We start from the raw sequence: 23,577 nt of genomic DNA on the forward strand, positions 1-23,577 counted from the left end.
TTTCTTTTGGTTACTTTTCTTTACTCGCACCTGCGGTGCTCGCCCTTCGGGCCGGCTTCGCCGTTCGCGCCTTCGGCACAGTGCACCAGCAAAGAAAAGTAACTCGCCGGCAGGCGAAAGCTCTGCTCTTATAGCTCCTGATACCTCCACCTACGGAACTCAGGAGCAACGTCCTTGGACCTCGTCTTCCATTCGGGCAGGCTCTGCGCGACGACGAGGAAATCAGGGAGTCATCGGGGGCTTGCGGCCACTCGCTGTAGGGCGAACTCGCGAAGATCAACAACGCCCCCTTGGCGCCAGATCACTCCCCAGGCCGCGATGCAGATGCATCGCGGCCGTTGCTGTCGACTCGGCGCCTAGTGCACGATGAAACTGATCTTCATGTTGACCCGCCACTCCTGGATGCTGCCATCCCCATTGGTGACCACCTTGATCTCGTTGACCCAGGCCCCCTGGATGTTCTTGACGGTCTCGGCGCACTTGGCCAGGCCGCCCTTGACCGCATCCTCGACGCTGGTTTTCGACGATGCGCTCAGCTCGATCACTTTCACTACCGACATCCGGGATTCTCCTTGCGGCTGGCGCACTGGCGCCGGAACCGGCAGCGTAGGCGCGCGCGTGTTAATCCCCGGTTGTTAAGATCGCGGCGCATGAATCCCTCCGCCAATCTCGTCCTCGTCGGCCCCATGGGAGCCGGCAAGACCTCCATCGGCAGGCGCCTGGCCGGGCGCTTCGCCCTGCCGTTCGTGGATGCCGACCGCGAGATCGAGGCGCATACCGGCGCCACCGTCGCCACCATCTTCGAGTGCGAGGGCGAGAGCGGGTTTCGCCTGCGCGAACGCACCCTGCTCGCGGAACTGCTGCAGGGTTCCGGCCATGTGATCGCCACCGGCGGCGGCGCGGTGCTCGATCCGGACAATCGCCGGCTGCTGCGCGAACACGGCTTCGTGGTGCACCTGCACGCCGACGTCGCCGCCCAGCTCGCCCGCCTGGCGCGCGACCGCACCCGACCGCTGCTGCAGCGCGAGGACCGCGAGGAGGTCCTGCAGGCATTGGCCCGGAATCGCGCGCCCTTGTACGCGGAGGTCGCCGACCTGTACTACGACACCAGCCACCAGTCCTGCAGCGAAGCCGCTGGCCAGCTCGCCGTGCTGCTGTCCGCACAATGGCAGCGTCGCGCGGCGCCGCAGGATGCCGCCTGATGGGCGCGTCGATCGCAACGGTCGAGGTCGGCGGCGCCCAGCCCTACCGGATCGACATCGGCGGCGGCCTGCTGGCGGACAGCGCACGGCTCGGCCGGCATTGGCGCGGGCGCCACGCACTGGTGGTCAGCGACGACCAGGTGGCGCCGCGGTATGCCGACGCTCTGGAAGCCGCCCTTGCGCGTGCAAAGCCGCAGGCGCGCATCGCCCGCTTCGTGCTGCCGGCGGGTGAGGCATCGAAGACGCTGGACACCTTCGCCGGCTGCATCGATGCCCTGGCCGCGCTGGGGGCGACCCGCGATGCCTGCGTGTTCGCCTTGGGCGGCGGCGTGGTCGGCGACCTCGCCGGGTTCGCGGCGGCGTGCTGGATGCGCGGCATCGACTGCGTGCAGCTGCCCACCACGCTACTGGCGATGGTCGATTCCTCGGTGGGCGGCAAGACCGCGATCGACATCCCGGCTGGCAAGAACCTGCTCGGCGCGTTTCATCCCCCACGCGCGGTGCTGGCCGATACCGACACCCTGCGCACCCTGCCCGCGCGCGAACTGCGCGCGGGGCTCGCGGAAGTGGTGAAGTACGGCGCGATCGTCGACGCGCCGTTCCTCGACTGGCTCGAGGCCAACGCCGACGCATTGCTGGCCATGGACGCCGCTGCGCTGGCCGAGGCCATCGCCCGCAGCTGTGCGCACAAGGCGGCGATCGTGGCGCGCGACCCCCTGGAACATGGCGAACGCGCCCTGCTCAACTTCGGCCACACCTTCGGCCATGCAGTCGAGGCCGAGCAAGGCTATGGAGAAGGCCTCAACCATGGCGAGGCCGTCGCGGTAGGCATGGTGCTGGCCGCGCGCCTGTCCACGCGGCTGGGCATGGCCGACGAGCACGATGCGCTGCGCCTGCAGGCACTGCTGGAACGCTTCGGCCTGCCCACGCGGATGCCGCCCGGGCTCGACCCGCAGGCGCTGGCGGCGCGCATGCGTCTGGACAAGAAGGCCGTCGGCGACGGGCTGCGCTTCATCCTGTGGGATGGCGCGGGCCGGGCCCGCATCGTCGCAGGAGTGGACGAAGCGGCGGTCGCGCAGCTGCTCGCCGCGACCTAGCCAACAGGCGCGTCCCCACGCACCCGTCGATGCTCTCAGGCGCGGGCGGCGCAGGCCTTGTTGGATCACCTTCGCCAACCGCCCAAGCGCCGGAGCCGGGCCAGCCCTACAATATTTCCCCATGCGCCTGCTGCTGCAACAACGTCCCGACGGCCGCGAAGCCCCGCGCTTCGTGCAGCTGATGCTCGAGCCGGACCTGCTCGGCGGCTGGGCGCTGGTGCGCGAAACCGGCCAGATCGGCGGCCGGAGCACCCTGCGTCGCGAGCAGTATCTGGACCAGGCCAGCGCAATGGCGGCGCTGGAACATGCGCGCGATGCACAGCTAAAAAGGGGATTCCAGCTGATGTTCGCGCAGGGTGCCGAAGCGCCGAAAAGCTAGGAACCATCGCCTCGCCCCTCCACTCCGTTCGTCCTGAGCGTAGGCGCGCAGCGCCGCCCTTCGACTCCGCGGCCTGCGGCCGCTACGCTCAGGACGAACCGGCCCCCCAAGCCGGCAGCCCCGGCGCCGCCCGGGGCCGCGGCGGCCCCCCCCCCCCCCCACCGGCCACACTACCCGCTCATCCTGAGCGTAGGTGCGTAGCACCGGAGTCGAAGGGCGACTCCGCCTCGCTACGCTCAGGACGACCGGTTTATTGATGCACAGAGAACGCATTTGAACGTTGACCGCTTGAAGAACGACCGCTTCCTCCGCGCCCTGCGCCGCGAGCCCGTGGACCGCACGCCCATCTGGCTGATGCGCCAGGCCGGCCGCTACCTGCCCGAATACCGCGAGACGCGGCGCAGGGCCGGCAGCTTCCTGGCGATGGCGCAGAACCCCGACATCGCCTGCGAAATCACCCTGCAACCGCTGGCCCGCTTCGATCTGGATGCGGCGATCCTGTTTTCCGACATCCTCACCATCCCCGATGCCATGGGCCTGGGGCTGTATTTCGTGGAGGGCGAAGGGCCGAAATTCCGCGATCCGGTGCGCGACGCCGCAGCGATCGCCAAACTGGGCGTGCCCGACATGGAACGCGAACTGCGCTACGTGATGGACGCGGTGCGCACCATCCGCGCCGAGCTGGACGGCAAGGTTCCGCTGATCGGCTTCTCGGGCAGTCCCTGGACCCTGGCCTGCTACATGGTCGAAGGCGGCGGCAGCAAGGATTTCGCGCGGATCAAGGCGATAGCGCTGAACGATCCGCAGGCGCTGCATGCGCTGCTGTCGGTGAACACCGACGCGGTGATCGCGTACCTGTCGGCGCAGCGCGCGGCCGGCGCGCAGGCGCTGCAGGTGTTCGATACCTGGGGCGGCGTGCTCAGCCCGGCGATGTACCGCGAATTCTCGCTGCCCTACCTGACCCGCATCGCCGCGGAACTCGAGCGCGGCGCGGGCGTCGAACGCACCCCACTGATCCTGTTCGGCAAGGGCAACAGCGCCCATCTCGAAGCCCTGGCCGACTGCGGCACCGACGCCGTGGGAGTGGACTGGCTGGTGGAACTGGGCGAGGCCGCGCGCCGGACCGGCGGCAAGGTCGCGCTGCAGGGCAACCTCGATCCGGCCGCGCTGTACGGCTCGCCCGAGGCGATCCGCCGCGAGGCACGTCGCGCACTCGACAGCTATCGCGACGGCAACGCCGGTTCGCGCGAGGGCCATGTGTTCAATCTGGGCCACGGCATGTCGCCGGACATGGACCCCGAACATGTCGCGGTGCTGGTGGACGAGGTGCATCGCTACAGCGCACGCTGACTTGCCGAGTGGGAGCGGCTTCCGCCGCGAATGCTCTTTGTTGCCCGTGGCAATGACCGGTGCGTCCAGTTTCCTTGAAAGCAATCGCGGCCGAGGCCGCTCCCACTGGCTGCCCGATCAGGCCATCGCCGCCTCGATCGCGCGCGCCAGCATCGCGCCGGTCAGCGGCTTGCGCAGGAAGCCGTCGAAACCGGCAGCGCGCGCCAGCGGCTCGGCTTCGGCGTCGGCACGGGCAGTCACCGCCACCAGCGGCTTGGCGAAGCCCTGCGCGCGCAGCTGGCGCGCCAAGGCCAACCCATCGATACCGGGCAGGTCCAGGTCCAGCAAGCCGAGATCGAAGGCCCGACCGGATACTTCGGCCAGCGCCGCCAAGCCATGGGGGACGTGCACGACCTGGTGCCCCTGCGCCTGCAGCAGGCCCACCAGGACTTCGGCGACCGTGGGGTCGTCCTCCACCAGCAGCAGGCACAGCGGCCCGGTGGAGGCCGTTTCGCCGGACGCGGTTTCGCCGCCGTGCCCGACGCTTACTTCCACTGCGGCGGGCAGGGGCAGGTCCACGATGAAGCGGGTGCCCTTGCCCGGCGTGCTTTCCACGTCGATACGCCCGCCCATCGCCGCGGCGAGCTCCTGGCTGATCGCAAGCCCAAGCCCGCTGCCGCCGTAGCGGGCCGCGGTGCGTGCGCCTTCGGCCTGCTCGAACCTGCGGAACAGGCGTTGCTGCTGCTCCTCGTTGAGCCCCGGGCCGCTGTCGGTCACCGCGAAGCGCACGCCGCCGCCGGCCAGCGGCATGGCTTCGAGCGCGACGAATCCGCGTTCGGTGAACTTGATCGCATTGCCGAGCAGATTCATCAGGATCTGGGCCACACGCGTCCGGTCGCCGCGCAGGGCACGCGGCGCGCTGCCATCGATGGCATCGCTGAACTGCAGGCCGCGTCGCTCGGCGAGCGGCGCCATCAGGCCGACCACGTCGTGCATCAGGGCGGACAGCGAAAACTCCCCGCTTTCCAGCTGCAGCTTGCCGGCTTCGATCCGGGCCAGGTCCAGGGCATCGTTGACCAGACGCAGGAGATGCTCGCCAGCGCGTCGGATCGAGGTCACGTGGCTGCGCTGCTCCGCGTCCAGGTCGGTCGCGAGCAGCAATTCGCTCATGCCCAGCACGCCGGTCATCGGGGTGCGGACTTCGTGTCCGAGCATGGCCAGGAAACGCGTCTTGGCTTCGGACGCCTGCTCGGCCACGGCCCGCTGGTGCTTGGCCAGCTGCCAGGCATGGCGACGCTTCAAGCGCAGGCGATAGGCGTGCGCCGCCCACCACAGCAGCGAGAGCAGGGTCAGTCCGAAGACCGCATAAGCCCAGGGCGTGCGCCACCACGGCGGCGGCATGCGCAAGTCCAGGAACTGCGATGGGCTCCATTCCCCGTCCACGGTGCGCGCCTGTACCGCCAGGCGATAGCTACCCGGCGCAAGCGTGGCGAACAGGCGCTCGCCGGTGGCATCGGCGTCGACCCACCCGGGATCGTAGCCCTGCAAACGGAAACGGTAGCGATGGGCGTGCACGTCGGTGAACGAGAGCAGGCGCGCCACGATGCGCAGGTCGCGATCGCCCGGCTTGAGCACGATCGCGCCCGAACGCGGCAGCTCGACCCGCCGCTCGCCGCGGCGCACGCCAACGGAGGCAATGGCCAGCGTCGGCACCCGATCGCTCCACTGGATCTGCTGCGGATGGAACAGCAGCAGGCCGTCCGCGGTTCCGACCGCGAGATAGCCCAGGGGCGAGAGCTGGATCGGGCTGTCGCTGAACTCCTGGCTCGGCAGTCCGTCGCGCACTCCGAAGACGCGTACGCGCTTGCGCTGCGGGTCGTAGCGGACCAGTCCGCGCATGCTGGTCATCCACAGCGTCCCGACGCCGTCCACGGTGACGCCGCTCGGCGCGACCATCGGCAGACCCTGTTCCGCGCCGACGCTGGCGGCTTGGACCAGGCGCGCACCGTCCCAGCGCCAAGCCGAGAGGGTGCCCATGCCGGTCAGCCAGACCATGTCGCGCCCGGCCAGGGTGAAGGCCGACAGCGGCCGGCGCGGCGCGCCTGGCACCGGCTCGATCCGGCGCGCGCCGTCGTTCCACATCCACAGCCCGTCGCTGGTCGCCAGCCACAGCCCGCCGTCGGGCGCGATCGCGAGCTGGCTCACCAGCGCATCGGCGCGCAGGCCACGCCCGTCGCCGGCCACGAGTTGTTCAAGCACACGTCCGGCGGTGCTGCGCAACTGCAGCACGTTGCCGTCGGTCAGCCACAGGGCACCGTCACCGCGTTCGGTCATTGCCGAAATCAAACCCGCGGGCGGCGCATCGATCGAGTCCCCAGCCCGCCAGCGCGTGGCTGCGCGGCTGCCGGGGTCCACCCGCACCAGTTCGCCACGGCAGCCGATCCAGACACTCCCATCGCCGGTCTGCAGCACGGATTGCGCGCGCACTTCGCCGCAGACATTGCGCAGCACGTGTTCGATGCGGCCGGTCTGCGGGTCGAGGCGATCGAGCACCCCGCCGCTGCCCACCAGCCACAGCCCGTTGTCGTGCGCCGGCGCGACGCCGTGCACGAAGGCATTGGCGGGCGTGCCCGGATCGTCCACGCGCCGGGTGAGCAGGCTGAAATCGCGCCAGTTGGACGGCAGGTGCCACAGGCCCGAATCGCTGCTGCCGAACCACAGGCCGCCTTCCCGATCCTCGTAGGCCGCGCTCCACGCCGGGCGCACCAGCCCGCGGCTGGTGGTGCTGTACAGGGGCACGTCCTGCACCAGGCCGCGGCGCTCGCGCGCCAGCCCGCTGCGGGTATCCAGCCAACGCGCGCCCTGCCGGTCCTGCAGCAGGACCTGCAAGGCTGGCCCTCCCAGTACCGGATCGGAGAACGGCATGCGCTCGATGCGGCCGGTGCGCCGGCGCACCTGGCCTTCGCCGCTGACGCCCATCCACAGGTCGCCGGCGTCGTCCACGGTCAGCGAGTCCACCCGGTGCACGCTGCCGAGCATCGCCAAACGGGCAAAGCCGCTGCCGGTCCAGAGCGCGACCCCACCGGTCGTCGCCACCCACAGGCTGCCGGTGTCATCGACTCTCAGTGCCGTGACGCTGTCGGCGGGCAGGCTCGCCGCATCGCCCGGCCGGTGCACGAAACGCCGGATGCGTCCGTCCGCTCCCAGCCTATGCAAGCCGCCTCCCGCGGTACCGAACCACAGCGCACCGTCGCGCGTGCGTTCCAGGCTCCAGACCTCGTTGCTACCGATGGCTGGATGCGAGGTCCGGTCGAAATGGCGGAAGCTGCGCCGTTCGGCATCCAGCACCGACAGTCCCGCATTGCGGGTGCCGATCCAGACCCGATCCTGCGCATCAACGCGCACGCTCCAGACGAAGTTGTCGCGCAGGCCGTTGCCGACCCGCCAGACACGGAAGCCCACGCCGTCATAGCGCGCCAGCCCGTCGCGGGTGGCGATCCACAGATAACCCTGGCGATCTTCCGCAATCGCGTTGACGCGATTCGACGGCATGCCGTCGAGCACGCTCAGCTGGCGCGGCTGCGGCGTATCGGGTATGGCCGCACGGCCCACGCCCGCCAGCAGCAGGCATGTCCACGCAGCCACGATTCCGAGCCGGCCCGCCCCTCGCCGCATCCGAACCTCCTTGCCCGAGCCCCGCCGCATGCTCGCAATGGACCGTTGCGCGCGCAAGCGGCACGGTTCACCCGCCCACGCCTAGAATCGCTGCGATTCCCTTCCTGGCTTTGCTCGATGCGCGCATCCGGCCTGCTCCTGGCCTTCCTGCTGTCGACCTCACCCCTGGTCGCCCAGGCCGAGGCCGTGCGCTACGAACTGGATCCGGTCCACACCCGGGTCCTGTTCGCGGTGAGCCACGCCGGGTTCTCGCACGCGCTCGGCACCGTCTCCGGCAGCACCGGCGAGCTGTGGTTCGACCCGGACGACTGGTCGAGTGCCCGCCTGCAGGCCAGCGTGCCGATGACGCGCCTCGATCTGGGCGACCCGAAATGGAACCGCGCGGCGCTGGCGAAGAATCTGCTCGATGCCGACGACCATCCGGTGGCGACCTTCGTGTCCACCCGCGTCGAGCCCATCGATGCGACCCATGCCGCGGTCTTCGGCACGCTGACGCTGCATGGCGTGTCGAAGGAGGTGAAGCTGGATGTGACCCTCAACGCCGCGAGGCGTCATCCGATGCCGCCCTTCCGGCGAACGGTGGGTTTTTCGGCGACCGCTGCCCTCAGCCGCAAGGACTTCAGTATCGACGCCTGGCCGAGCGTGATCGGCGACGCGGTGGAGCTGCGGATCGAAGCCGAGGCGACGCGCGCAAGGCAACCCGACGACGAACCAGCCGACGAGATCGAAGCCACGGATCCCGCGACGAACCCGGTCGATACCCCAACGCCACCGGAAGCCGAACAACCGCCGGCGGGACCACCCGCGCCGTCCGGCATTCCGGACACGACCGTACCCGCGATACCGGAGCCGGCGCCGTGAGCCTGAAGAACACCGCAACCGAATGGGGCTGGCTCAGCAAACTGTTCCACTGGCTGATCGTGCTGCTGATCCTGGGCCAGGGGAGCGTCGGCCTGTGGATGGTGACCCTGCGCAACAGCCCGGACAAGATCCAGCTCTACGCGCTGCACAAGTCGTTCGGCCTGACCATTCTCGCGCTGGCGCTGCTGCGGCTCCTGTGGCGCCTGTATTCGGGCGTACCGCGCCCGGTCCCCGGCATGCCGCGCTGGCAGGAGCGCATTGCCGACCTGTCGCACTGGGGCCTGTATGTCCTGCTGTTCGCGATCCCGATCAGCGGCTGGGTCCTGAATTCCGCCGCCGGCTTTCCGCTGCAGTGGTTCGGCCTGTTCAACCTGCCGCGAATCGCCGGCAAGGACGAGGGCCTGCACGAATTCGCCGAGCAGGCGCACGAACTGCTGTTCTGGACCCTCGTCGGCGTGGCGCTCGTGCATGTCGCCGCAGCGTTCTACCACCACCTGTTCCAGCGCGATGCCACGCTCGCGCGCATGCTGCCCAAAGGCTGGTTGCGTCTGGAGCAACCGCTCGACCCGATCGAGGATTCACGCAATGCGTAAGACCCTGTTCGCCGCTGCGCTCGTGCTTGTTTCGTCCACCAGCGCCTTCGCCGCCGATTACGCGCAGGCACCCGGTTCGCGTCTGACGTTCGCCGGCACCTACCAGGGCGAAGTGTTCACCGGGTATTTCCCTGGCTTCGCGACCCGGCTCTCGTTCGACCCGAAACAACTGGCGGGCGCGAAGCTGGATGTCGTGATCCCGATGGCGAGCGCGACGACCGAGAATGCCGACTACGACGGCGAGTTGCGTGGCAGCGCGTTCTTCGATGCCGGCAAGTTCGCGCAGGCACGCTATACGGCGACCCGGTTCCGTGCGCTCGGCGGCAACCAGTACGCGGCCGACGGTACCCTCGCCCTGCGCGGCGTGAGCAAGCCCGTCACCCTGACCTTCACCTGGACGCCGGGCGCCAGGCCGGTGCTGGCCGGCAAGGCCACGGTCCGCCGTCTCGACTTCGGCGTCGGCGGCGGCGAGTGGGCCGATACATCACTGATCCCGAACGCGATCGCCATCAGCACCAAGGTCGTGTTCGAACCCGCACCGTGAGTTCGCGGAAGCTTCCGCGGGCGTCTGACTAACCGGCTGCGCCGATCGCCGCCAGCGCGGCTGGATCGAACGGCCAATCCAGCTCGACTCCATTCGCGTCGTCGCGAAATACCGGCACCCGTTCCCCATAGCGCGCTTCCAGCGCATCATCGCCGTCGATCCATACGCTCTCGAACTCCGGCACCCGGGCGGCCGCCAGTACGCCCAGCGCCTGGTCGCATAGCGGGCAGTCGTCACGCTGGTACAGGATCAGCCGCGGCATCGCTCGCCCGGTTCATTCGGAGGCAGGGCGTAGAATCTTCGCATGGCCGTCAGCACCTTCGACCTTTACAAGATCGGCATCGGACCGAGCTCATCGCATACGGTCGGTCCGATGCGCGCGGCTGCGCGTTTCGTCGAACGCTGGCTGGTGGAACCGGGGCGGCTATCGGACGTGGCCCGGGTCCGCGCCGAAGTGTTCGGCTCGCTGGCGCTGACCGGTCGCGGCCACGGTACCGACAAGGCGGTGCTGATGGGGCTCGAAGGCCAATGGCCGAACCTGATCGATCCCGACGTCATTCCCAAGGCCCTGGAACGCATCCGCAGCGAGCGCAGGATCCGGCTGCACGGCAGGCACGAAGTCGACTTCGACGAGAAGCGCGACCTGGTGATGAACAAGCGCCAGAAGCTGCCCTACCATACCAACGGCATGCGCTTCGCGGCCTATGACGCCGACGGCAACGAGCTCGCCACGCGCGACTACTACTCGGTCGGTGGCGGTTTCGTCGTCAACCAGGACGAAGCCGCCGAGGACCGCATCGTCGCCGACACCACGCCGCTGCCGTATCCGTTTTCCAGCGGCGACGAGCTGCTCGCCCAGGCCCAGCGCAGCGGCCTGACCATCGCCCAGCTGATGTTCGAGAACGAGCAGGCCTGGCGCAGCCCGGACGAGATCCGTGCAGGACTGCGCGAATTGTGGTCGGCGATGCAGAGCTGCGTGCAGCGCGGCATCCGCCAGACCGGCACCCTGCCCGGCGGGCTGCACGTGTCGCGCCGCGCGCCGGCCCTGTTCGCCGAACTCTCGTCCAAACCCGAGGCGGCGATGCGCGATCCGCTGACCGTGCTCGACTGGGTCAACCTGTACGCACTCGCGGTGAACGAGGAGAACGCCGCTGGCGGCCGCGTCGTCACCGCGCCTACCAACGGTGCGGCCGGCATCCTGCCCGCCGTGCTGCATTACTACGACCGCTTCTGCCCCGGTGCGAACGAACAGGGCCTCTTCGATTTCCTGCTGACTGCATCGGCCATCGGCATCCTCTACAAGGAGAACGCATCGATCAGCGGCGCGGAAGTCGGCTGCCAGGGCGAGGTCGGCGTGGCCTGCTCGATGGCCGCCGGTGGCCTGGTCGCCGCGCTCGGCGGCACGCCGGGGCAGATCGAGAACGCCGCCGAGATCGGCATGGAGCACAACCTCGGCCTCACCTGCGATCCCATCGGCGGCCTGGTGCAGATCCCGTGCATCGAGCGCAATGCCATGGGCGCGGTCAAGGCGATCAATGCCGCGCGCATGGCTGTGCGCGGCGACGGCAAGCATAAGGTCAGCCTGGACAAGGTGATCAGGACCATGCGCGACACCGGTCGCGACATGCAGGACAAATACAAGGAAACCAGCCGCGGCGGGCTGGCGGTGAATGTCATCGAGTGCTGAGCCCGGGCCGGCGGCCCAACGGTAATCGCACGATCACGCCGTGGCCGGCAGGCACGCGAGAAGGCCGCATTGCGATTACGGTGCGCCCCACGACGCGGGGCGCAATGGTGCACTGCCTCATGAAAACGGTTACACAGGCCGCTAGCATGCGCCAGGTCCTTGCTCGTTCCGGAACCGCATGCCCCGCCTCGACCGCCGCCGCGCCCTGCAGCTGCTCGGAGTTGGCGCTGCCGGCCTGTCGTTGCCGCCTGCGCTCGCCCGCATCGCCCAGGAGGGCGCGGGAGCGATCGGCAAGGCGCGCAAGGACGCGCCCAACATCGTCTTGATCATGCCCGACGACCAGGCCCGGGCCGCGCTCAGCATCTACGGCAACCAGATCCTGAAGACGCCGAACATGGACCGCGTCGGCAACGAAGGCCTGCGCTTCGACCAGGCCTTTGTCACCACCTCGGTCTGCGCGCCCAGCCGCGCCAGTTTCCTCACCGGGCTGTACGCGCACAGCCATGGCGTGACCAGCAACGGCGAGGAACCGGGCTGGTATGAGCAGATGGGCCTGGCCCACGACCAGATCACCTATCCGATCCTGCTACGGCAGGCCGGCTACCACACCGCGATGGTCGGCAAGTGGCACATCAAGTCCGAGCCGACCGGCTTCGACCACTGGGCGATGCTGCGCGGCCAGGGCAGCTATTTTGATCCGGAGTTCATCGTCAACGGCGCGCCGGTCAAGTTCCTCGGCCACACCGACGACGTGATTGGCGACCAGGCGTTGGCCTACCTGCGCCAACGGCCGAAGGACAGGCCGTTCTGTCTGTGCTACCAGTTCAAGGCGCCGCACGGACCGTGGGAACCGCACCCGCGCTTCTACGACGCTTTCAAGGACGTTGAGATCCCGCTGCCATCGGGCTTCGGCGAGCCGCAACCGGAAGACGCCCCGATCGCATTCTCCCGGACCACGCAGGAGATCGCCGACATGGGCGATTTCTTCCGCGACAACGAGCGCCGCAAGGCGCAGGTGGACAAGAACCTGCCCGAAGACGAACGCCTGCGCGCGGTGTTCCAGGCCTACGTGAAGGCCTACTACCAGGTGCTGCTGGGCGTGGACGAGAACGTCGGCCGCGTGCTCGATTACCTGGACCAGGAGGGACTGGCCGAGAACACCATCGTCGTCTATACCTCGGACAATGGCGCCTTCCTGGGCGAACACGGCTTCTACGACAAGCGGCTGATGCTGGAGCCGTCGATCCGCGTGCCGATGCTGATCCGCTGGCCCGGCCATATCGAAGCAGGCCGTGTCGACACCGACAACATGGTGCTGAACATCGATGTCGCGCCTACCTTCCTGGAGCTGGCCGGCGTCGAGGTGCCGGACTGGATGCAGGGGCGCAGCTGGAAGCCGCTGCTGGAAAACAAGAAGGCGGACTGGCGCGATGACTTCCTCTACGAGTGGTACGAATATCCGGCCGTGCATTGCGCGCGCAAGCACCATGGCGTGCGCAGCGAACGCTGGAAGCTGATCCACTTCTGGCAGGAGCCGGACGAGTGGGCGCTTTACGACCTGCACAACGACCCGGGCGAGACGGACAACCTGGTCGAGGATCCGCAGCACGCCGACACCGTCGCGCGGCTGAAGCGCCGCATCGACACGTTGCGCGCCGAGACCGGCGACACCGGCGAGCCGGGCGAAGTCCTGCCGAAGCTGGAACCGGGCAAGTGCCCGGCATGACCATGATCCCTCGTAGGAGCGACGTCAGTCACGATCTCTCGCCTTGCTTGGTAATCAAGGAACATCGCGACGAAGCCTGCCGCGGACCCGATCCGGGGTCGCTCCTACCGATACCGGGGGCCGCATGACCACATGCAATGGCCGCCGTAACGCGCTGAAGCGACTCGCCGGCGCCTCGCTCGGCCTATCGCTGGCGCCGCTGTTCGGCGGCTGCGCACCGGGCGTGGTGCGGTCGCGCAGCGCGCGCCGGCCCAACATCGTCTTCATCATGACCGACGACCATGCGCGCTCGGCGATGAGCCTGTACGGCAATGCGATCCTGCAGACGCCCAACCTGGATCGGATCGGCAACGAAGGCCTGCGTTTTGACCAGGCCTTCGTCACCAACGCGCTGTGCCTGCCCAGCCGCGCGAGCTTCCTTACCGGCCAGTATTCGCATACCCACGGCATGCGCACCAACGGCGAGGAAGCCGGCTTCACCCGCGAGCCGCCGTTGCGCAACGCGCAGACTTGGCCGCTGCTGCTGCGCACGGCCGGTTACCACACCGGCATGGTCGGCAAGTGGCATATCAACACCCTGCCGGAAGGCTACGACTATACGGCCATGATCCGCGGCCAGGGCAGCTACTTCGATCCCGAGATGTGGGTGCAGGGCCAATGGCGGGCACAGCGCGGGCATACCGACGATGTGATCGGCGGGCACGCCCTGCGCTTCGTGAAGGAGGCGCCGCGCGACCGTCCCTTCGCCCTGCTCTACCAGTTCAAGGCGCCGCATCGCGACTGGAACCCGGCGCCGCGCTTCCGCGACCGCTTCGAAGACGTCGAGATTCCGCTGCCGCCAAGCTTCGAGGAATCACTGGAGGCGCGCTCCCGGGCCGTGCGGGGCACGATGATGCGCATCGCCGAGATGCCGGACTTCCGCAAGGGCAAGATCGGCGAGCCCGCGGGGGAAGCCCTTGCGAAAGCCAACTTCCAGCAGTTCATGCGCAATTACTACCGCGTGCTGCTGGGCGTGGACGAGAACATCGGCCGCTTCCTGGACCATCTCGCGCACAGCGGCATGGCCGAGGACACGCTGGTGGTCTACACCACCGACAACGGCTTCTTCCTCGGCGAACACGGGCTGTTCGACAAGCGGCTGATGTACGAGCCGTCGATCCGCATCCCGTTGCTGCTGCGCTGGCCCGGCGGCATGGAAGCGGGCTGCGTCGACGATGCCCATTTCGCGCTCAATATCGACCTGGCGCCGACCCTGCTGGACCTGGGCGGCGCCACAATTCCCCATGCGATGCAGGGCGAAAGCTGGAGGCCACTGATCGAACGGCGCGCGACCGACTGGCGCCAGGACTTCCTGTACGAGTACTACGAATATCCGGGCGTGCATTGCGTGCGGCCCCATCGCGGCGTGCGCAACGCGCGCTGGAAGCTGATCGAGTTCTGGCGCGAACCGAGCGAGTACGAACTGTACGACCTGCAGGCCGACCCGCAGGAACGCAACAACCTGGCGCACGACCCCGCGCACGCGCAGACTCTCTCGCAACTACGCGCGCGCCTGGCCGAGCTGCGCGCCCGGTACGACGACCACGATCCACCGGATTACCTGCCCGAACAGCAGCAGCCACAGCAGTGCCATTACGGCGGCTGAGCCCCCCACGACGCGACGCAAAAATGGCGCGCTGAAGTCGCTCCGGAACCTCTGAATTTGATCGTCATTGCCGCGAAAGCGGAAGCGCTTTTCAACAGCCCGAAGGGCTGGTCAACCCGGCGTCTTGGATTTCTCCGGCTTGAAGACACTGGCTCCCGTTTTCGCGGGGATGACAGCAGTTATTCAAACCTTAGCCACAGGCCACAGGTGCAGTGGCGGGATCAGAACGCCCAGCGCATGACCAACTGGTAGCTCGGGCCGGCTTCTTCGGTTTCCAGTTCGTACTCGTCGTAGTCGCGGTCGAGTTGGTCTTCCAGCGTGTCGAACTTGTCGAAGAATTCGTCCTTCGAGGCATCCAACAGGTTGTTGGCAGACAGGCGCGCCGAGAAGCTGTCGCCGAAGCGCTTCTCGACGAACACGTCCAGTTCCTCGCCATAGCGGACGATGGCTTCCTCGCCCAGGATGCGGCTGTAGGCGTCGCCCTGCTTGCGATAGGTCACGCCGAAGCTGGCGGCCAGGTTCGGCAGGTCCTGGATGAAGCCGATGTTGTAGACGCTCTTGGCCTGGTCGTTGAAGCGACGGGTGCCCATGAAGTCTTCGACTTCTGACTTCACCCACGAGTAGTTCACGAACACGCCGGTGTCGTCCAGTCCGAACGCGGACAGCGGGGTGGACAGGTCGAATTCGAAGCCCCAGACCTTGCCGTCGCCAACGTTGGCCGAGGTATACAGCCAGCTTTCCGCGGGCTCCTGCGCCATCGCGTCGGCCAAATCGACGGCGTCACCGTCCTCGATCATTTCTTCCCAGGTGTCTTGCATTTCTTCGCTCGGCTCGCCGGTGTTGACGAGTTCGATCAGGTCCTTGACGTCGCGGTAGAAGAAGTTCAGGCCGACCACGCCCTTGCGGCCGAGGCGGTGTTCGAAGCCAAGGTCGAGGCCGTTGGCGGTTTCCGGTTCCAATTCCGGATTGCCAATGTAGTCGTTGTCGCCGAACTCGCCGTCCAGCACGGCCGGGATCAGTTCGTTGAAGTTCGGGCGCTTGACGGTCCTGGCCAGCGACAGGTTGATGCGGTCGGCGTCGGTCACGTCCCAGCGCAGGCTCGCCGACGGCAGCAATTCGTCGTACTCCTTGTCGACGCGGCCTTCGCTTTCCTCGTCCTCGATGTATTCCACTTCGGACTTGGTGGTTTCATAACGCAGACCGGCTTCCCACGAGAACACCTCGCCCTTGCTGCTGAGCATGATGTACGGGTCCAGGCGCTTTTCCTCGATTACCGAGGCGACGCTGCCGTCCAGCTCGTAGTCGGCCGGCCAGGCCGGGGTCTGGCCCTCTTCGTCGGCTTCCCACTCGTAGCTGGTGACGAGGCTTTCGCGCTTCTTGCTGCGGTGGTCCACGCCGAATTCCAGCTCGGCGGCGCCCACCGGGCGCATGTGGGCGAGCTTGAAGCCGGTTTCGGCGTCCTTTGCTTCGATGGCATCCGCCTCATACGCCGTTTCGTCCCACTCGGCGCCGTCGATGCTCCAGGTCTCATCCCAGTTTTCCGGACCGCTGACGTAGACGTGTTCGCCTTCGGTGGTCGCTTCGTTGTCGTCGAAGCGGGCGTGGTCGAGTTCGAGCTTGGTGGTGCCGCCGGCCATGTCTAACCTGTATTCGGCGGCGATGCCGTAGTTCTTCTGGTCGTACGGGTTGAGGCCGGGGACGCGCGCGTTAATGGTCTCGTCGTCGTCCAGCTCTTCCTCGAACGACACCTCGGTCACATCGCGATCGGTCTTGACGTAAAAGCCGTCGATGCTGAAGCGGCCGCTGTCGCCAACGTCGGCGGTGTAACTCAGGTTGGCCGAATAGTCGCGGCCGTCCTTCACTTCGGTCTGGTCTTCCCAGCTAACCTTCTCCGTCATGGTGTTGTCGGTGAATCGGTCGGAACGCTTTTCCTTGCGGCGGTAGCGGTCCTGCACGTTGATGCCGGCCAGCATGCGGCCGCCGAAGGCGTCGAACGAAGTCACCGCGCCGAAGGTCGGGTTCACTTCGCCGTCGTACCAACGGTTCACGCCGACACGGATATAGCCGCCAGTGAATTCGTAGGCATCGCGCAGCACGATGTTGATCGCGCCGGCCATCGCATCGCCGCTGCGGTTGGCGCTGGCACTGCGCTTGATCTCGATGTGGTCGACCATTTCCGCTGGGATGCGGTCGACGAAGAACGAGCGATCGTCACCGGCGCCAGGCACCTTCTTGCCGTTGATCAGCACCTGGGTGTAGCCGCCGCCGAGGCCGCGCAATTGCGCGCCGTCGTATTCCATGATGTCCGAACCAACGAAGCCGACGCCCGGCACGCGCTTGAGCATGTCGCCGACGGTGGAGGGTTCGAAGCGCTGGAAGTATTCGAGGTCGTAAGACAGCACCGGCGCGATATCGTCGGTGCGGTTGCGGTAGACGATCTCGGGCATCACCACGATGCGGTCGAGCTCCTTGGCCTCGGCCGCAGCGGGATCGGCGGTCATGGATCCCGACGGCGAATCCAGCGCCAACGCCGGCGAAAGTGTGGACAGCAGCGCTGCGGCAGCCAGTGCGCGCGTCAGCGCAGCCGCGAGACGGGTCTTGTGCATGGTGATTCACCCCTTGAGACCGGAGTGTTTTACGCGGCGCAGATAACGGAAATATGACGTGCGGCGCCATGTGTCGGAATTGCTTCCGGCAGATGCCCGCAACGCGACTTGTCACGCAAGAAACATATTCGTCATGTACAAGCCTGCGCCGACCCACCACGATCCGACGACATGACTCTGCGCCCGCTGCTGCCCGCTTTGCTGCCCACCCTGCTGGTGTTCCTAGCCGCCTGCGCCTCGGCGCCGGTGACCGACCGCGAACCAGACGAGGGTGCCGAGCACGAGCCGCTGTTGGCCGACGCCGGCATCGCGCACGTGGTGGTGCCGGAGGCGTTCGTCACCGCATCGACGCCCGCGGACAACATCGACTCGCCCGCCAGCTGGCTGGCGCCGGACGGCGGGCGCTGGCTGCTGGCCACCGCCAAGGCGACCGACCTGCTGATCGTCTACGACGGCGCTAGCGGCGCGCGTCTGCGCACGGTCGGCGGACCCGGCGCAGGCCCGGGCCAGCTGCAGCGTCCCAACGGCATCGCCGTGGTCGAAGACCCCGGCGCCGGCGCCGGGCACGCGCTGGCGCTGGTGGTGGAGCGCGACAACCACCGTGTGCAGGCCTTCGCCCTGCCCGCGCTGGAATCGGTGGCGATCTTCGGCAGCGAAGACCTGGTGCAGCCCTACGGCCTGTGGGTGCGACCGCTCGACGGTGCCTTCGAAGTCATCGTCAGCGACAACTACATGTCGTCGCAGGACGAGGACCTGCCGCCACCTGACGTCGAACTCGACCGCCGTTTCAAGCGCTATCGGCTGCGACGCGACGGCGGGGCCTGGTCGGCCGACCTTCTCGGCAGCTTTGGTGAGACCGGCGAAGGCGCAATCCGTATCGCCGAATCGGTGTTCGGCGATATCAGCAACGACCGTCTGCTGCTCGCCGAAGAAGACGTGGCCAGCGGCACGCGCCTGCGCGAATACGGACTGGACGGGCGCTATCGCGGCCGCGACATTGGCGCCGGATTGTTCAAGGCGCAGGCAGAAGGCCTAGCGCTGTGGCGCTGCGGCAACGACGGCTACTGGATCGCTACCGACCAGTTCAAGGATCGCAGCCTGTTCCACATCTTCGACCGCGACACCCTTGCGCACGTCGGCGCCTTTGCCGGCGAACGCACTGCCAACACCGATGGCATCTGGCTCGACCAGGCGCCCGACGCGCGTTTCCCCGAAGGCGTGTTCTATGCGGTCGACGACGACCAGGCCGTGGCCGCCTTCGACTGGCGCGACGTGGCCAAGGCACTCGGACTGCAGGAAACCTGCAAGACCCCGTAGTCCGTAGAGCGGAGCTCTACCGCTGGCCGGGTTGGCCGGCGATCGCGATCACATCGTCAAGCAAGGCCGCCGCGGTCACGTCCGCCCCCGCACCGGGTCCCTGGATCACCAGCGGCTGCGCGTCGTAACGACAGCTGCGGATCGCGACGCGGTTGTCGGTGCCGCCGCCGCCGCATAGCGCGTGCGTGTCGGGAAGCGCGTGCAGGCCGACGCTGGCGCTGACGCTGCCGGCGTCGTCGATGCGGAAACGGCCGACGAAGCGAAGTTTTGCGCCGGCGCGATACGCCTGCTGGTAACGCTCGCGCAAATCCGTGTCGAGCGATGGCAGCTGCGCATCCACGTGTTCCGGCTGCGCCTGGGCCAGCGCCTCGGGCACCAGCGAGTCGACCCGGACGTCCTCGGCGGCCAGCGCCACGCCTGCGGCGCGCGCCAGGATCAGCAGCTTGCGGCGTACGTCCTCTCCCGACAGGTCGATGCGCGGATCGGGTTCGGTGTAGCCGGCAGTGCGCGCCTCGCGCACGAAGCGGGAAAACGGACGAATGCCATCGTAATGGTTGAACAGCCACGCCAGCGAGCCCGAGAGCACCCCCTCGACTGCGTGGATCCGGTCCCCACCGCGGGTGAGTTCCCGGATCGAACGGATCAGCGGCAGGCCGGCACCGACGGTGGCCGCATCGCCGTAATGCGTGCGTCCCTCGCGCTGGGCCGCGGTAATGTCCTGCGCGCGCCGCAACGATGCGCCCATGCCCAGCTTGTTGGCAGTCACCACGTGCACGCCGCGACGCAGCCACTGCGCATGGCGTTCGGCGACCTGTTCGCTGGCGCTGGCATCCACCACGATGTCGCCGCGCACGAATGCGTCTGGGTCCAGTTCCACCGTACCGTGACGCCGGGCGGAACTGGCGAGGCTCCGCAGCACCTGATGGACATCGCCATTGCAACCCTGTGCGTCGCGCGAATTGGCGATCAGGGTGAGCGGCGGCAGCCGGACATCGTCGCCCAGGCGCAGGTAGCGCTGCACGAAGGCCGTACCCACCGTGCCCGTACCCAGAAGCGCGAGCCTGGCCTGTCGCGGCGCCGACAACGGGCGCAGCACGGTGACCTTGCCCGGAACGGCGGCGTCCGGAACAGCGGCGCTCATGCGTCGGCCAGGACCGCGTTCGCGCGTTTGCGGCTCCCGCACTCGATGACCTGCTGCGCCCGCTCCAGGGCTGCGGCAAGGTCCGCCCTCAGGTCCTCCAACGCCTCGATGCCCACCGACAGGCGCAGCAGTCCGTCGGAAATGCCGGCTGCCGCACGCGCCTCCGGCGTCATCGCCGCGTGGGTCATCGTGGCCGGATGCGCGATCAAGCTTTCCACGCCGCCGAGCGATTCGGCCAGGGTGAAGCACTGCAGGCCTTCGACGAAGGCGCGCACCGCCTGCTCTTCGACCGCCGGCTCGCCGCCGCGCAATTCGACGCTCAGCATCGCACCAAAGCCGTGCTGCTGGCGCGCGGCCAGTGCATGCTGCGGATGCGAGGCCAGGCCCGGGAAGTAGACCTTCGCCACCGCCGGGTGTGCCTCGAGCTGCTGTGCGATCGCCGCGGCGTTTTCCTGATGCACGCGCAGGCGCGCGTCCAGGGTGCGCAGGCCGCGCAAGGTCAGGAAGGCGTCGAAAGGCGAGGCGGTCAGCCCCAGGCAGTTGGCCCACCAGGTGAACTGTTCGTGCAACTCCGCGGTCTTCGCCACCACCGCGCCGCCGACCACATCGCTATGCCCGTTGATGTACTTGGTGGTGGAGTGGACGACCACGTCCGCGTCGAAGTCGGCGATCGGCGCCTGCAACGCGGGCGAGAGGAAGGTGTTGTCCACCACCGCGAGGGCACCGGCCTTGTGCGCAGCCTCGATCACGAAGCGCAGATCGGTGATGCGCAGCAGCGGATTGCTCGGGGTCTCGATCCACACCAGCTTGGGACCGCGGCCGTCATCGCCGGGGCGCAGCGCGGCGGCGAGTGCGCGCGGATCGGTGAGGTCGACGGTGACCAGCTCGAAGGCATCCTTGGCCGCGAGCGCGTTGAACAGCCGCCAACTGCCGCCGTAGCAGTCGTGCGGCACCACCAGCCGGTCGCCCGGCTGCAGCAGTGCCTGCAGGATCAGGGTGATCGCGCCCATCCCGGTTGCGGTGACCACGCCGCCCACGCCGCCTTCCAGCTCGGCAAGGGCTTCGCCGAGCAGGTCACGGGTGGGGTTTCCGCTGCGGGTGTAGTCGTACTGGCGCTTCTGGTTGAAGCCGGCGAAGCTGAAATTGCTCGACAGCACCAGTGGCGGCGTGACCGCGCCGAAGGCGGTGTCGCGGTCTATGCCGGCGCGCACCGCGCGTGTGGCGCGACGACAGTCGCCGGGGGCAGTCGTTCCGTTGGATCCAGGGCTCATGGGGCAACTCCAGCAGTGGTTTCGCGCAACGCGGCGCCGAGCAGCGCATCGATGCGATCGGTTTCCTTGAGAAAAGCGTCGTGTCCATAGCGCGAGCGCAGCACGCGCAGCCGGCCATGCAGGCCCAGGCCCTCGACCAGCGCCACCGCGTCGGACAGCGGCACCAGGCGATCGCCTTCCACCGCGATGACGGTCGTGGGAATGCGGATCTGGCGTGGATCGACCCGGTGCAGGTCGATCGATTCGGACAGACGCAGCCAGGCAGTGGCGGAGATCCGCGCCACGAAGCGTTCGCCGGCGGCTTCGAGATAGTCCTCCGCGGCGACGCGCACCCGGCCGTTTTCGAGTACCGGCGCGGCATCGAAGCGTTCGCCGAATTCCTCCGGCGTGCGGTAGCTGAGCATCGCGAACTGGCGCGCGAGCGACAGGCCATGCGCGTCGCCACCCTGGTGCTGGCCCAGACCCACCGCCTTGCGCTGCAGGGCACGCCACGCCGCCGCGTAGGGGTGCGCGCGATGCGCGCCGCTGACCGCCACCAGCCGCTGCAGGCGCGCAGGATGCCGGGCGGCGAACTGCAGGCCTACGAGCGCGCCATAGGAATAGCCCACGAACGCCCTGAGCCGCTCGATGCCGAGCGCGTCCAACAGCAGGGCGATCGCGTCGGCCTGGTCGGCGGTGTCGATCGGTGCATCGAGACCGCCATCCGCGCCGACATAGTCGAAGGAAAGCAGGCGGAATGCGCGCGGGTCGAGCGCGCGCCCGGCATCGAGCAGCCCCTGCGCCCAGCCCGGCGCGGGATCGGCCGCATTCGCAGCGACGTGACGATGCGCGGAGATGCCGCCGGCAATCAGCAGTACCGGCGCATCCTCCGCTCCGACGATTTCATAGGCGATCTGCAGCCTGCGCCTGCCGGCATGACGTGTGGCCAGCGCTGCATCCACGCTGCCGCGGCGCACCCGAATGGCGTCGTTCTCGACCTGCGTCGCCCACGCAGGCACGTGCGGCTGCGGTTCGGCGTGGTGGAGCGCGGCAGTGGTGTCGACCAACGTCATGGCGGGTTCCCGGGGCTTGTGCGGCCATCGGGAAATCGCGGGGCTTGCCGGAAGTGCCCTCGCGGGGCGGAAGCGCCCGCCTGCAGCGCAGGCGTCGCAACCATCTTCCGGTGGACGCTCAGGTCCCCGCAGGATTTGGCACCGCGACGGAAGACGCACCTTGCGGTGGTCTCCATCAGGTTGCCCCGGCGTCTTCGGGCCTGTCCCTCAGCCGGTCTCGATGGATGGAGCGAGCTTGCCGGCGCTCGCAGCAAATGTCAATCGCTTCATGCGCATAAAGCGATGACCTTCCCAGACCGGTACCGTCTGCCCATCCGGCTGCGCATACTTGGCGCATGCCAAGACACCTACCAAGACGCCTGCACCCCCTCGTACTCGCCCTCGCCACCGTCGCGCTGATGTCGGCGTGCCGGACGGCGCCGCCCATTCAGCCGCCTGCGTCCGCACCATCGACCACGGTCACCGTGCCCGAGCGGTATGCCTCGCCTGCGTTCGCGGACGAGGAGCTCGACTCGCTGGCGACCTGGACGACCCCGGACGGCCAGACTTGGCTGATCGCCAGCGGCAAGTCGAGCGATCGCCTGTCGATTTTCGATGCCGACACCGGGACGCGGCTGCGCACGTTCGGTGGCCCGGGCAAGGCCGCCGGCCAGTTCGACCGCCCCAATGGCCTTGCCGTGTTCGGCGATCTGCTGTTTGTGGTGGAACGGGACAATCATCGCGTGCAGGCGCTGCGCCTGCCCGACTTCCGGCCGGCGGGCATGTTCGGCGAGAACATCCTGCGCAGCCCGTACGGGATCTGGCTGCACGAAACCGCGCCGGGCGAGCTGGATGCCTACATCACCGACAGTTTCATGTACGGCGAGCGCTTCGACGTGGTGCCGCCGCTGCCGGAACTGTCCCAGCGGGTACGCAGGTTCCGGTTGCAGACCGAGGGCGATGCGGTCGCGGCCGAACCGGCCGGCAGTTTCGGCGACACCACGCCCGATGGAGCGCTGCGCATGGTCGAGTCGCTGAGCGGCGATCCGGCCAACGACCGCCTGCTGATCGCGGACGAGGCGACCGCGCCCGGCAACCGCGGCTCCAACCTGCGCGAATACACCCTGGCCGGGCGTTTCACAGGCCGCAGCCTGCCCGAAGGCAGTTTCGATGCCGAGGCCGAAGGCGTGGCCCTGTGGAGCTGTCCGGACGGCAGCGGCTACTGGATCACCGTGGACCAGCTCACGCCGCTCACCCGTTTTCATGTCTTCGATCGCCGCAGCCTGCAGTGGCGTGCGACCTGGCAGGGCGAGACCACCGCAGATACCGACGGTATCGCCTTACACGCTGCGCCGACCGGCGCGTTCCCGGGCGGCGCGCTGTTCGCCGTGCACCAGGACAAATCGGTCGTCGCCTTCGACCTGCAGGAGGTCGCGCGCGCATTGCGCCTGCCGGCCAACTGCGTGCATTGAA

At 68.0% G+C, this 23,577-nt stretch carries 19 protein-coding genes and 1 riboswitch; of the genes, 12 read left to right on the forward strand and 7 right to left on the reverse strand.

The window, feature by feature from the left end; all coding sequences use genetic code 11:
- Positions 1 to 356 precede the first annotated feature (356 nt).
- Positions 357 to 560: a dodecin family protein gene (locus tag MC375_RS00005; protein ID WP_242101239.1), complete on the reverse strand. Its 204-nt coding sequence runs from the start codon at positions 558 to 560 to the stop codon at positions 357 to 359.
- A gap of 90 nt (positions 561 to 650) precedes the next feature.
- On the opposite strand from MC375_RS00005, the gene MC375_RS00010 reads away from it, so the two are divergent.
- The 4 genes from MC375_RS00010 to hemE all read left to right on the forward strand — a co-directional run bounded on the left by MC375_RS00010 (position 651) and on the right by hemE (position 4,028).
- A complete protein-coding gene (locus MC375_RS00010; protein ID WP_242101240.1) occupies positions 651 to 1,202 on the forward strand; it encodes a shikimate kinase in 552 nt (183 codons plus the stop codon).
- Positions 1,202 to 2,299 (forward strand): 3-dehydroquinate synthase, encoded by a 1,098-nt coding sequence (aroB, locus tag MC375_RS00015; protein ID WP_242101241.1) that lies wholly within the window; start codon positions 1,202 to 1,204, stop codon positions 2,297 to 2,299. Before MC375_RS00010 ends, aroB begins: the two co-directional genes overlap by 1 nt.
- A 121-nt stretch (positions 2,300 to 2,420) precedes the next feature.
- Positions 2,421 to 2,678 carry a WGR domain-containing protein gene (locus tag MC375_RS00020; protein ID WP_242101242.1) on the forward strand — a complete coding sequence of 86 codons (258 nt, stop codon included), beginning with the start codon at positions 2,421 to 2,423 and terminating at the stop codon, positions 2,676 to 2,678.
- A gap of 288 nt (positions 2,679 to 2,966) precedes the next feature.
- Positions 2,967 to 4,028 (forward strand): uroporphyrinogen decarboxylase, encoded by a 1,062-nt coding sequence (hemE, locus tag MC375_RS00025; protein WP_242102910.1) that lies wholly within the window; start codon positions 2,967 to 2,969, stop codon positions 4,026 to 4,028.
- Between the two features lie 117 nt (positions 4,029 to 4,145).
- Here hemE and MC375_RS00030 read toward each other — a convergent pair whose 3' ends face one another.
- On the reverse strand, positions 4,146 to 7,682 hold the full coding sequence (locus MC375_RS00030) for a two-component regulator propeller domain-containing protein (RefSeq protein ID WP_242101243.1): 3,537 nt from the start codon (positions 7,680 to 7,682) through the stop codon (positions 4,146 to 4,148).
- Positions 7,683 to 7,799: 117 nt separating this feature from the next.
- Here MC375_RS00030 and MC375_RS00035 point away from each other — a divergent pair, with 117 nt between their 5' ends.
- The 3 genes from MC375_RS00035 to MC375_RS00045 are packed head-to-tail and all read left to right on the forward strand — an operon-like array spanning position 7,800 to position 9,680.
- On the forward strand, positions 7,800 to 8,543 hold the full coding sequence (locus MC375_RS00035; RefSeq protein ID WP_242101244.1) for a YceI family protein: 744 nt from the start codon (positions 7,800 to 7,802) through the stop codon (positions 8,541 to 8,543).
- Entirely contained in the window at positions 8,540 to 9,136 is a 597-nt protein-coding gene (locus MC375_RS00040) for a cytochrome b (RefSeq protein ID WP_242101245.1), read from the forward strand. Before MC375_RS00035 ends, MC375_RS00040 begins: the two co-directional genes overlap by 4 nt.
- Complete coding sequence (locus tag MC375_RS00045) at positions 9,129 to 9,680, forward strand: YceI family protein (protein ID WP_242101246.1); 552 nt, start codon at positions 9,129 to 9,131, stop codon at positions 9,678 to 9,680. Before MC375_RS00040 ends, MC375_RS00045 begins: the two co-directional genes overlap by 8 nt.
- Before the next feature lie 28 nt (positions 9,681 to 9,708).
- Here MC375_RS00045 and MC375_RS00050 read toward each other — a convergent pair whose 3' ends face one another.
- Positions 9,709 to 9,942 (reverse strand): glutaredoxin family protein, encoded by a 234-nt coding sequence (locus tag MC375_RS00050; RefSeq protein ID WP_242101247.1) that lies wholly within the window; start codon positions 9,940 to 9,942, stop codon positions 9,709 to 9,711.
- A 42-nt stretch (positions 9,943 to 9,984) separates the two neighbouring features.
- On the opposite strand from MC375_RS00050, the gene MC375_RS00055 reads away from it, so the two are divergent.
- The 3 genes from MC375_RS00055 (at position 9,985) to MC375_RS00065 (ending at position 14,738) form a co-directional block, all read left to right on the forward strand.
- Positions 9,985 to 11,367 carry an L-serine ammonia-lyase gene (locus MC375_RS00055; RefSeq protein ID WP_242101248.1) on the forward strand — a complete coding sequence of 461 codons (1,383 nt, stop codon included), beginning with the start codon at positions 9,985 to 9,987 and terminating at the stop codon, positions 11,365 to 11,367.
- A 178-nt stretch (positions 11,368 to 11,545) separates the two neighbouring features.
- Positions 11,546 to 13,093: a sulfatase gene (locus tag MC375_RS00060; RefSeq protein ID WP_242101249.1), complete on the forward strand. Its 1,548-nt coding sequence runs from the start codon at positions 11,546 to 11,548 to the stop codon at positions 13,091 to 13,093.
- Positions 13,094 to 13,217: 124 nt separating this feature from the next.
- Complete coding sequence (locus MC375_RS00065; protein WP_242101250.1) at positions 13,218 to 14,738, forward strand: sulfatase; 1,521 nt, start codon at positions 13,218 to 13,220, stop codon at positions 14,736 to 14,738.
- A gap of 221 nt (positions 14,739 to 14,959) precedes the next feature.
- Here the strand turns inward: MC375_RS00065 and MC375_RS00070 are convergent, their stop codons facing one another.
- The gene (locus MC375_RS00070; RefSeq protein ID WP_242101251.1) at positions 14,960 to 17,344 is read right to left on the reverse strand and encodes a TonB-dependent receptor; all 2,385 of its coding nucleotides are present in this window, start codon (positions 17,342 to 17,344) and stop codon (positions 14,960 to 14,962) included.
- A gap of 171 nt (positions 17,345 to 17,515) precedes the next feature.
- Here MC375_RS00070 and MC375_RS00075 point away from each other — a divergent pair, with 171 nt between their 5' ends.
- Positions 17,516 to 18,661: a phytase gene (locus tag MC375_RS00075; RefSeq protein ID WP_242101252.1), complete on the forward strand. Its 1,146-nt coding sequence runs from the start codon at positions 17,516 to 17,518 to the stop codon at positions 18,659 to 18,661.
- Positions 18,662 to 18,677: 16 nt separating this feature from the next.
- Here MC375_RS00075 and MC375_RS00080 read toward each other — a convergent pair whose 3' ends face one another.
- Genes MC375_RS00080 through MC375_RS00090 form a run of 3 tightly spaced genes read right to left on the reverse strand, consistent with a single transcriptional unit; the run spans position 18,678 to position 22,125 of the window.
- Positions 18,678 to 19,802 (reverse strand): homoserine dehydrogenase, encoded by a 1,125-nt coding sequence (locus MC375_RS00080; RefSeq protein WP_242101253.1) that lies wholly within the window; start codon positions 19,800 to 19,802, stop codon positions 18,678 to 18,680.
- Positions 19,799 to 21,073: an O-succinylhomoserine (thiol)-lyase gene (locus MC375_RS00085; protein ID WP_242101254.1), complete on the reverse strand. Its 1,275-nt coding sequence runs from the start codon at positions 21,071 to 21,073 to the stop codon at positions 19,799 to 19,801. The genes MC375_RS00080 and MC375_RS00085 overlap by 4 nt, the downstream gene beginning before the upstream one ends.
- Entirely contained in the window at positions 21,070 to 22,125 is a 1,056-nt protein-coding gene (locus tag MC375_RS00090) for a homoserine O-succinyltransferase (RefSeq protein WP_242101255.1), read from the reverse strand. Before MC375_RS00090 ends, MC375_RS00085 begins: the two co-directional genes overlap by 4 nt.
- A gap of 97 nt (positions 22,126 to 22,222) precedes the next feature.
- Positions 22,223 to 22,352, reverse strand: a riboswitch (SAM riboswitch).
- A 237-nt stretch (positions 22,353 to 22,589) separates the two neighbouring features.
- Between MC375_RS00090 and MC375_RS00095 the strand changes: the two genes are divergently transcribed.
- Positions 22,590 to 23,576 carry a phytase gene (locus MC375_RS00095; RefSeq protein ID WP_242101256.1) on the forward strand — a complete coding sequence of 329 codons (987 nt, stop codon included), beginning with the start codon at positions 22,590 to 22,592 and terminating at the stop codon, positions 23,574 to 23,576.
- Position 23,577 lies beyond the last annotated feature (1 nt).

The organism is Lysobacter sp. M2-1 (assembly GCF_022662495.1).
Lineage (GTDB): Bacteria > Pseudomonadota > Gammaproteobacteria > Xanthomonadales > Xanthomonadaceae > JAKPBU01.

Excerpts from the sequence above, each read along its gene's own strand:
- MC375_RS00005 (WP_242101239.1), bottom strand. The coding sequence starts at position 560 with ATGTCGGTAGTGAAAGTGATCGAGCTGAGCGCATCGTCGAAAACCAGC.
- MC375_RS00010 (WP_242101240.1), top strand. The coding sequence starts at position 651 with ATGAATCCCTCCGCCAATCTCGTCCTCGTCGGCCCCATGGGAGCCGGC.
- aroB (WP_242101241.1), top strand. The coding sequence starts at position 1,202 with ATGGGCGCGTCGATCGCAACGGTCGAGGTCGGCGGCGCCCAGCCCTAC.
- MC375_RS00020 (WP_242101242.1), top strand. The coding sequence starts at position 2,421 with ATGCGCCTGCTGCTGCAACAACGTCCCGACGGCCGCGAAGCCCCGCGC.
- MC375_RS00030 (WP_242101243.1), bottom strand. The coding sequence starts at position 7,682 with ATGCGGCGAGGGGCGGGCCGGCTCGGAATCGTGGCTGCGTGGACATGC.
- MC375_RS00035 (WP_242101244.1), top strand. The coding sequence starts at position 7,800 with ATGCGCGCATCCGGCCTGCTCCTGGCCTTCCTGCTGTCGACCTCACCC.
- MC375_RS00045 (WP_242101246.1), top strand. The coding sequence starts at position 9,129 with ATGCGTAAGACCCTGTTCGCCGCTGCGCTCGTGCTTGTTTCGTCCACC.
- MC375_RS00050 (WP_242101247.1), bottom strand. The coding sequence starts at position 9,942 with ATGCCGCGGCTGATCCTGTACCAGCGTGACGACTGCCCGCTATGCGAC.
- MC375_RS00055 (WP_242101248.1), top strand. The coding sequence starts at position 9,985 with ATGGCCGTCAGCACCTTCGACCTTTACAAGATCGGCATCGGACCGAGC.
- MC375_RS00060 (WP_242101249.1), top strand. The coding sequence starts at position 11,546 with ATGCCCCGCCTCGACCGCCGCCGCGCCCTGCAGCTGCTCGGAGTTGGC.
- MC375_RS00065 (WP_242101250.1), top strand. The coding sequence starts at position 13,218 with ATGACCACATGCAATGGCCGCCGTAACGCGCTGAAGCGACTCGCCGGC.
- MC375_RS00070 (WP_242101251.1), bottom strand. The coding sequence starts at position 17,344 with ATGCACAAGACCCGTCTCGCGGCTGCGCTGACGCGCGCACTGGCTGCC.
- MC375_RS00075 (WP_242101252.1), top strand. The coding sequence starts at position 17,516 with ATGACTCTGCGCCCGCTGCTGCCCGCTTTGCTGCCCACCCTGCTGGTG.
- MC375_RS00080 (WP_242101253.1), bottom strand. The coding sequence starts at position 19,802 with ATGAGCGCCGCTGTTCCGGACGCCGCCGTTCCGGGCAAGGTCACCGTG.
- MC375_RS00085 (WP_242101254.1), bottom strand. The coding sequence starts at position 21,073 with ATGAGCCCTGGATCCAACGGAACGACTGCCCCCGGCGACTGTCGTCGC.
- MC375_RS00090 (WP_242101255.1), bottom strand. The coding sequence starts at position 22,125 with ATGACGTTGGTCGACACCACTGCCGCGCTCCACCACGCCGAACCGCAG.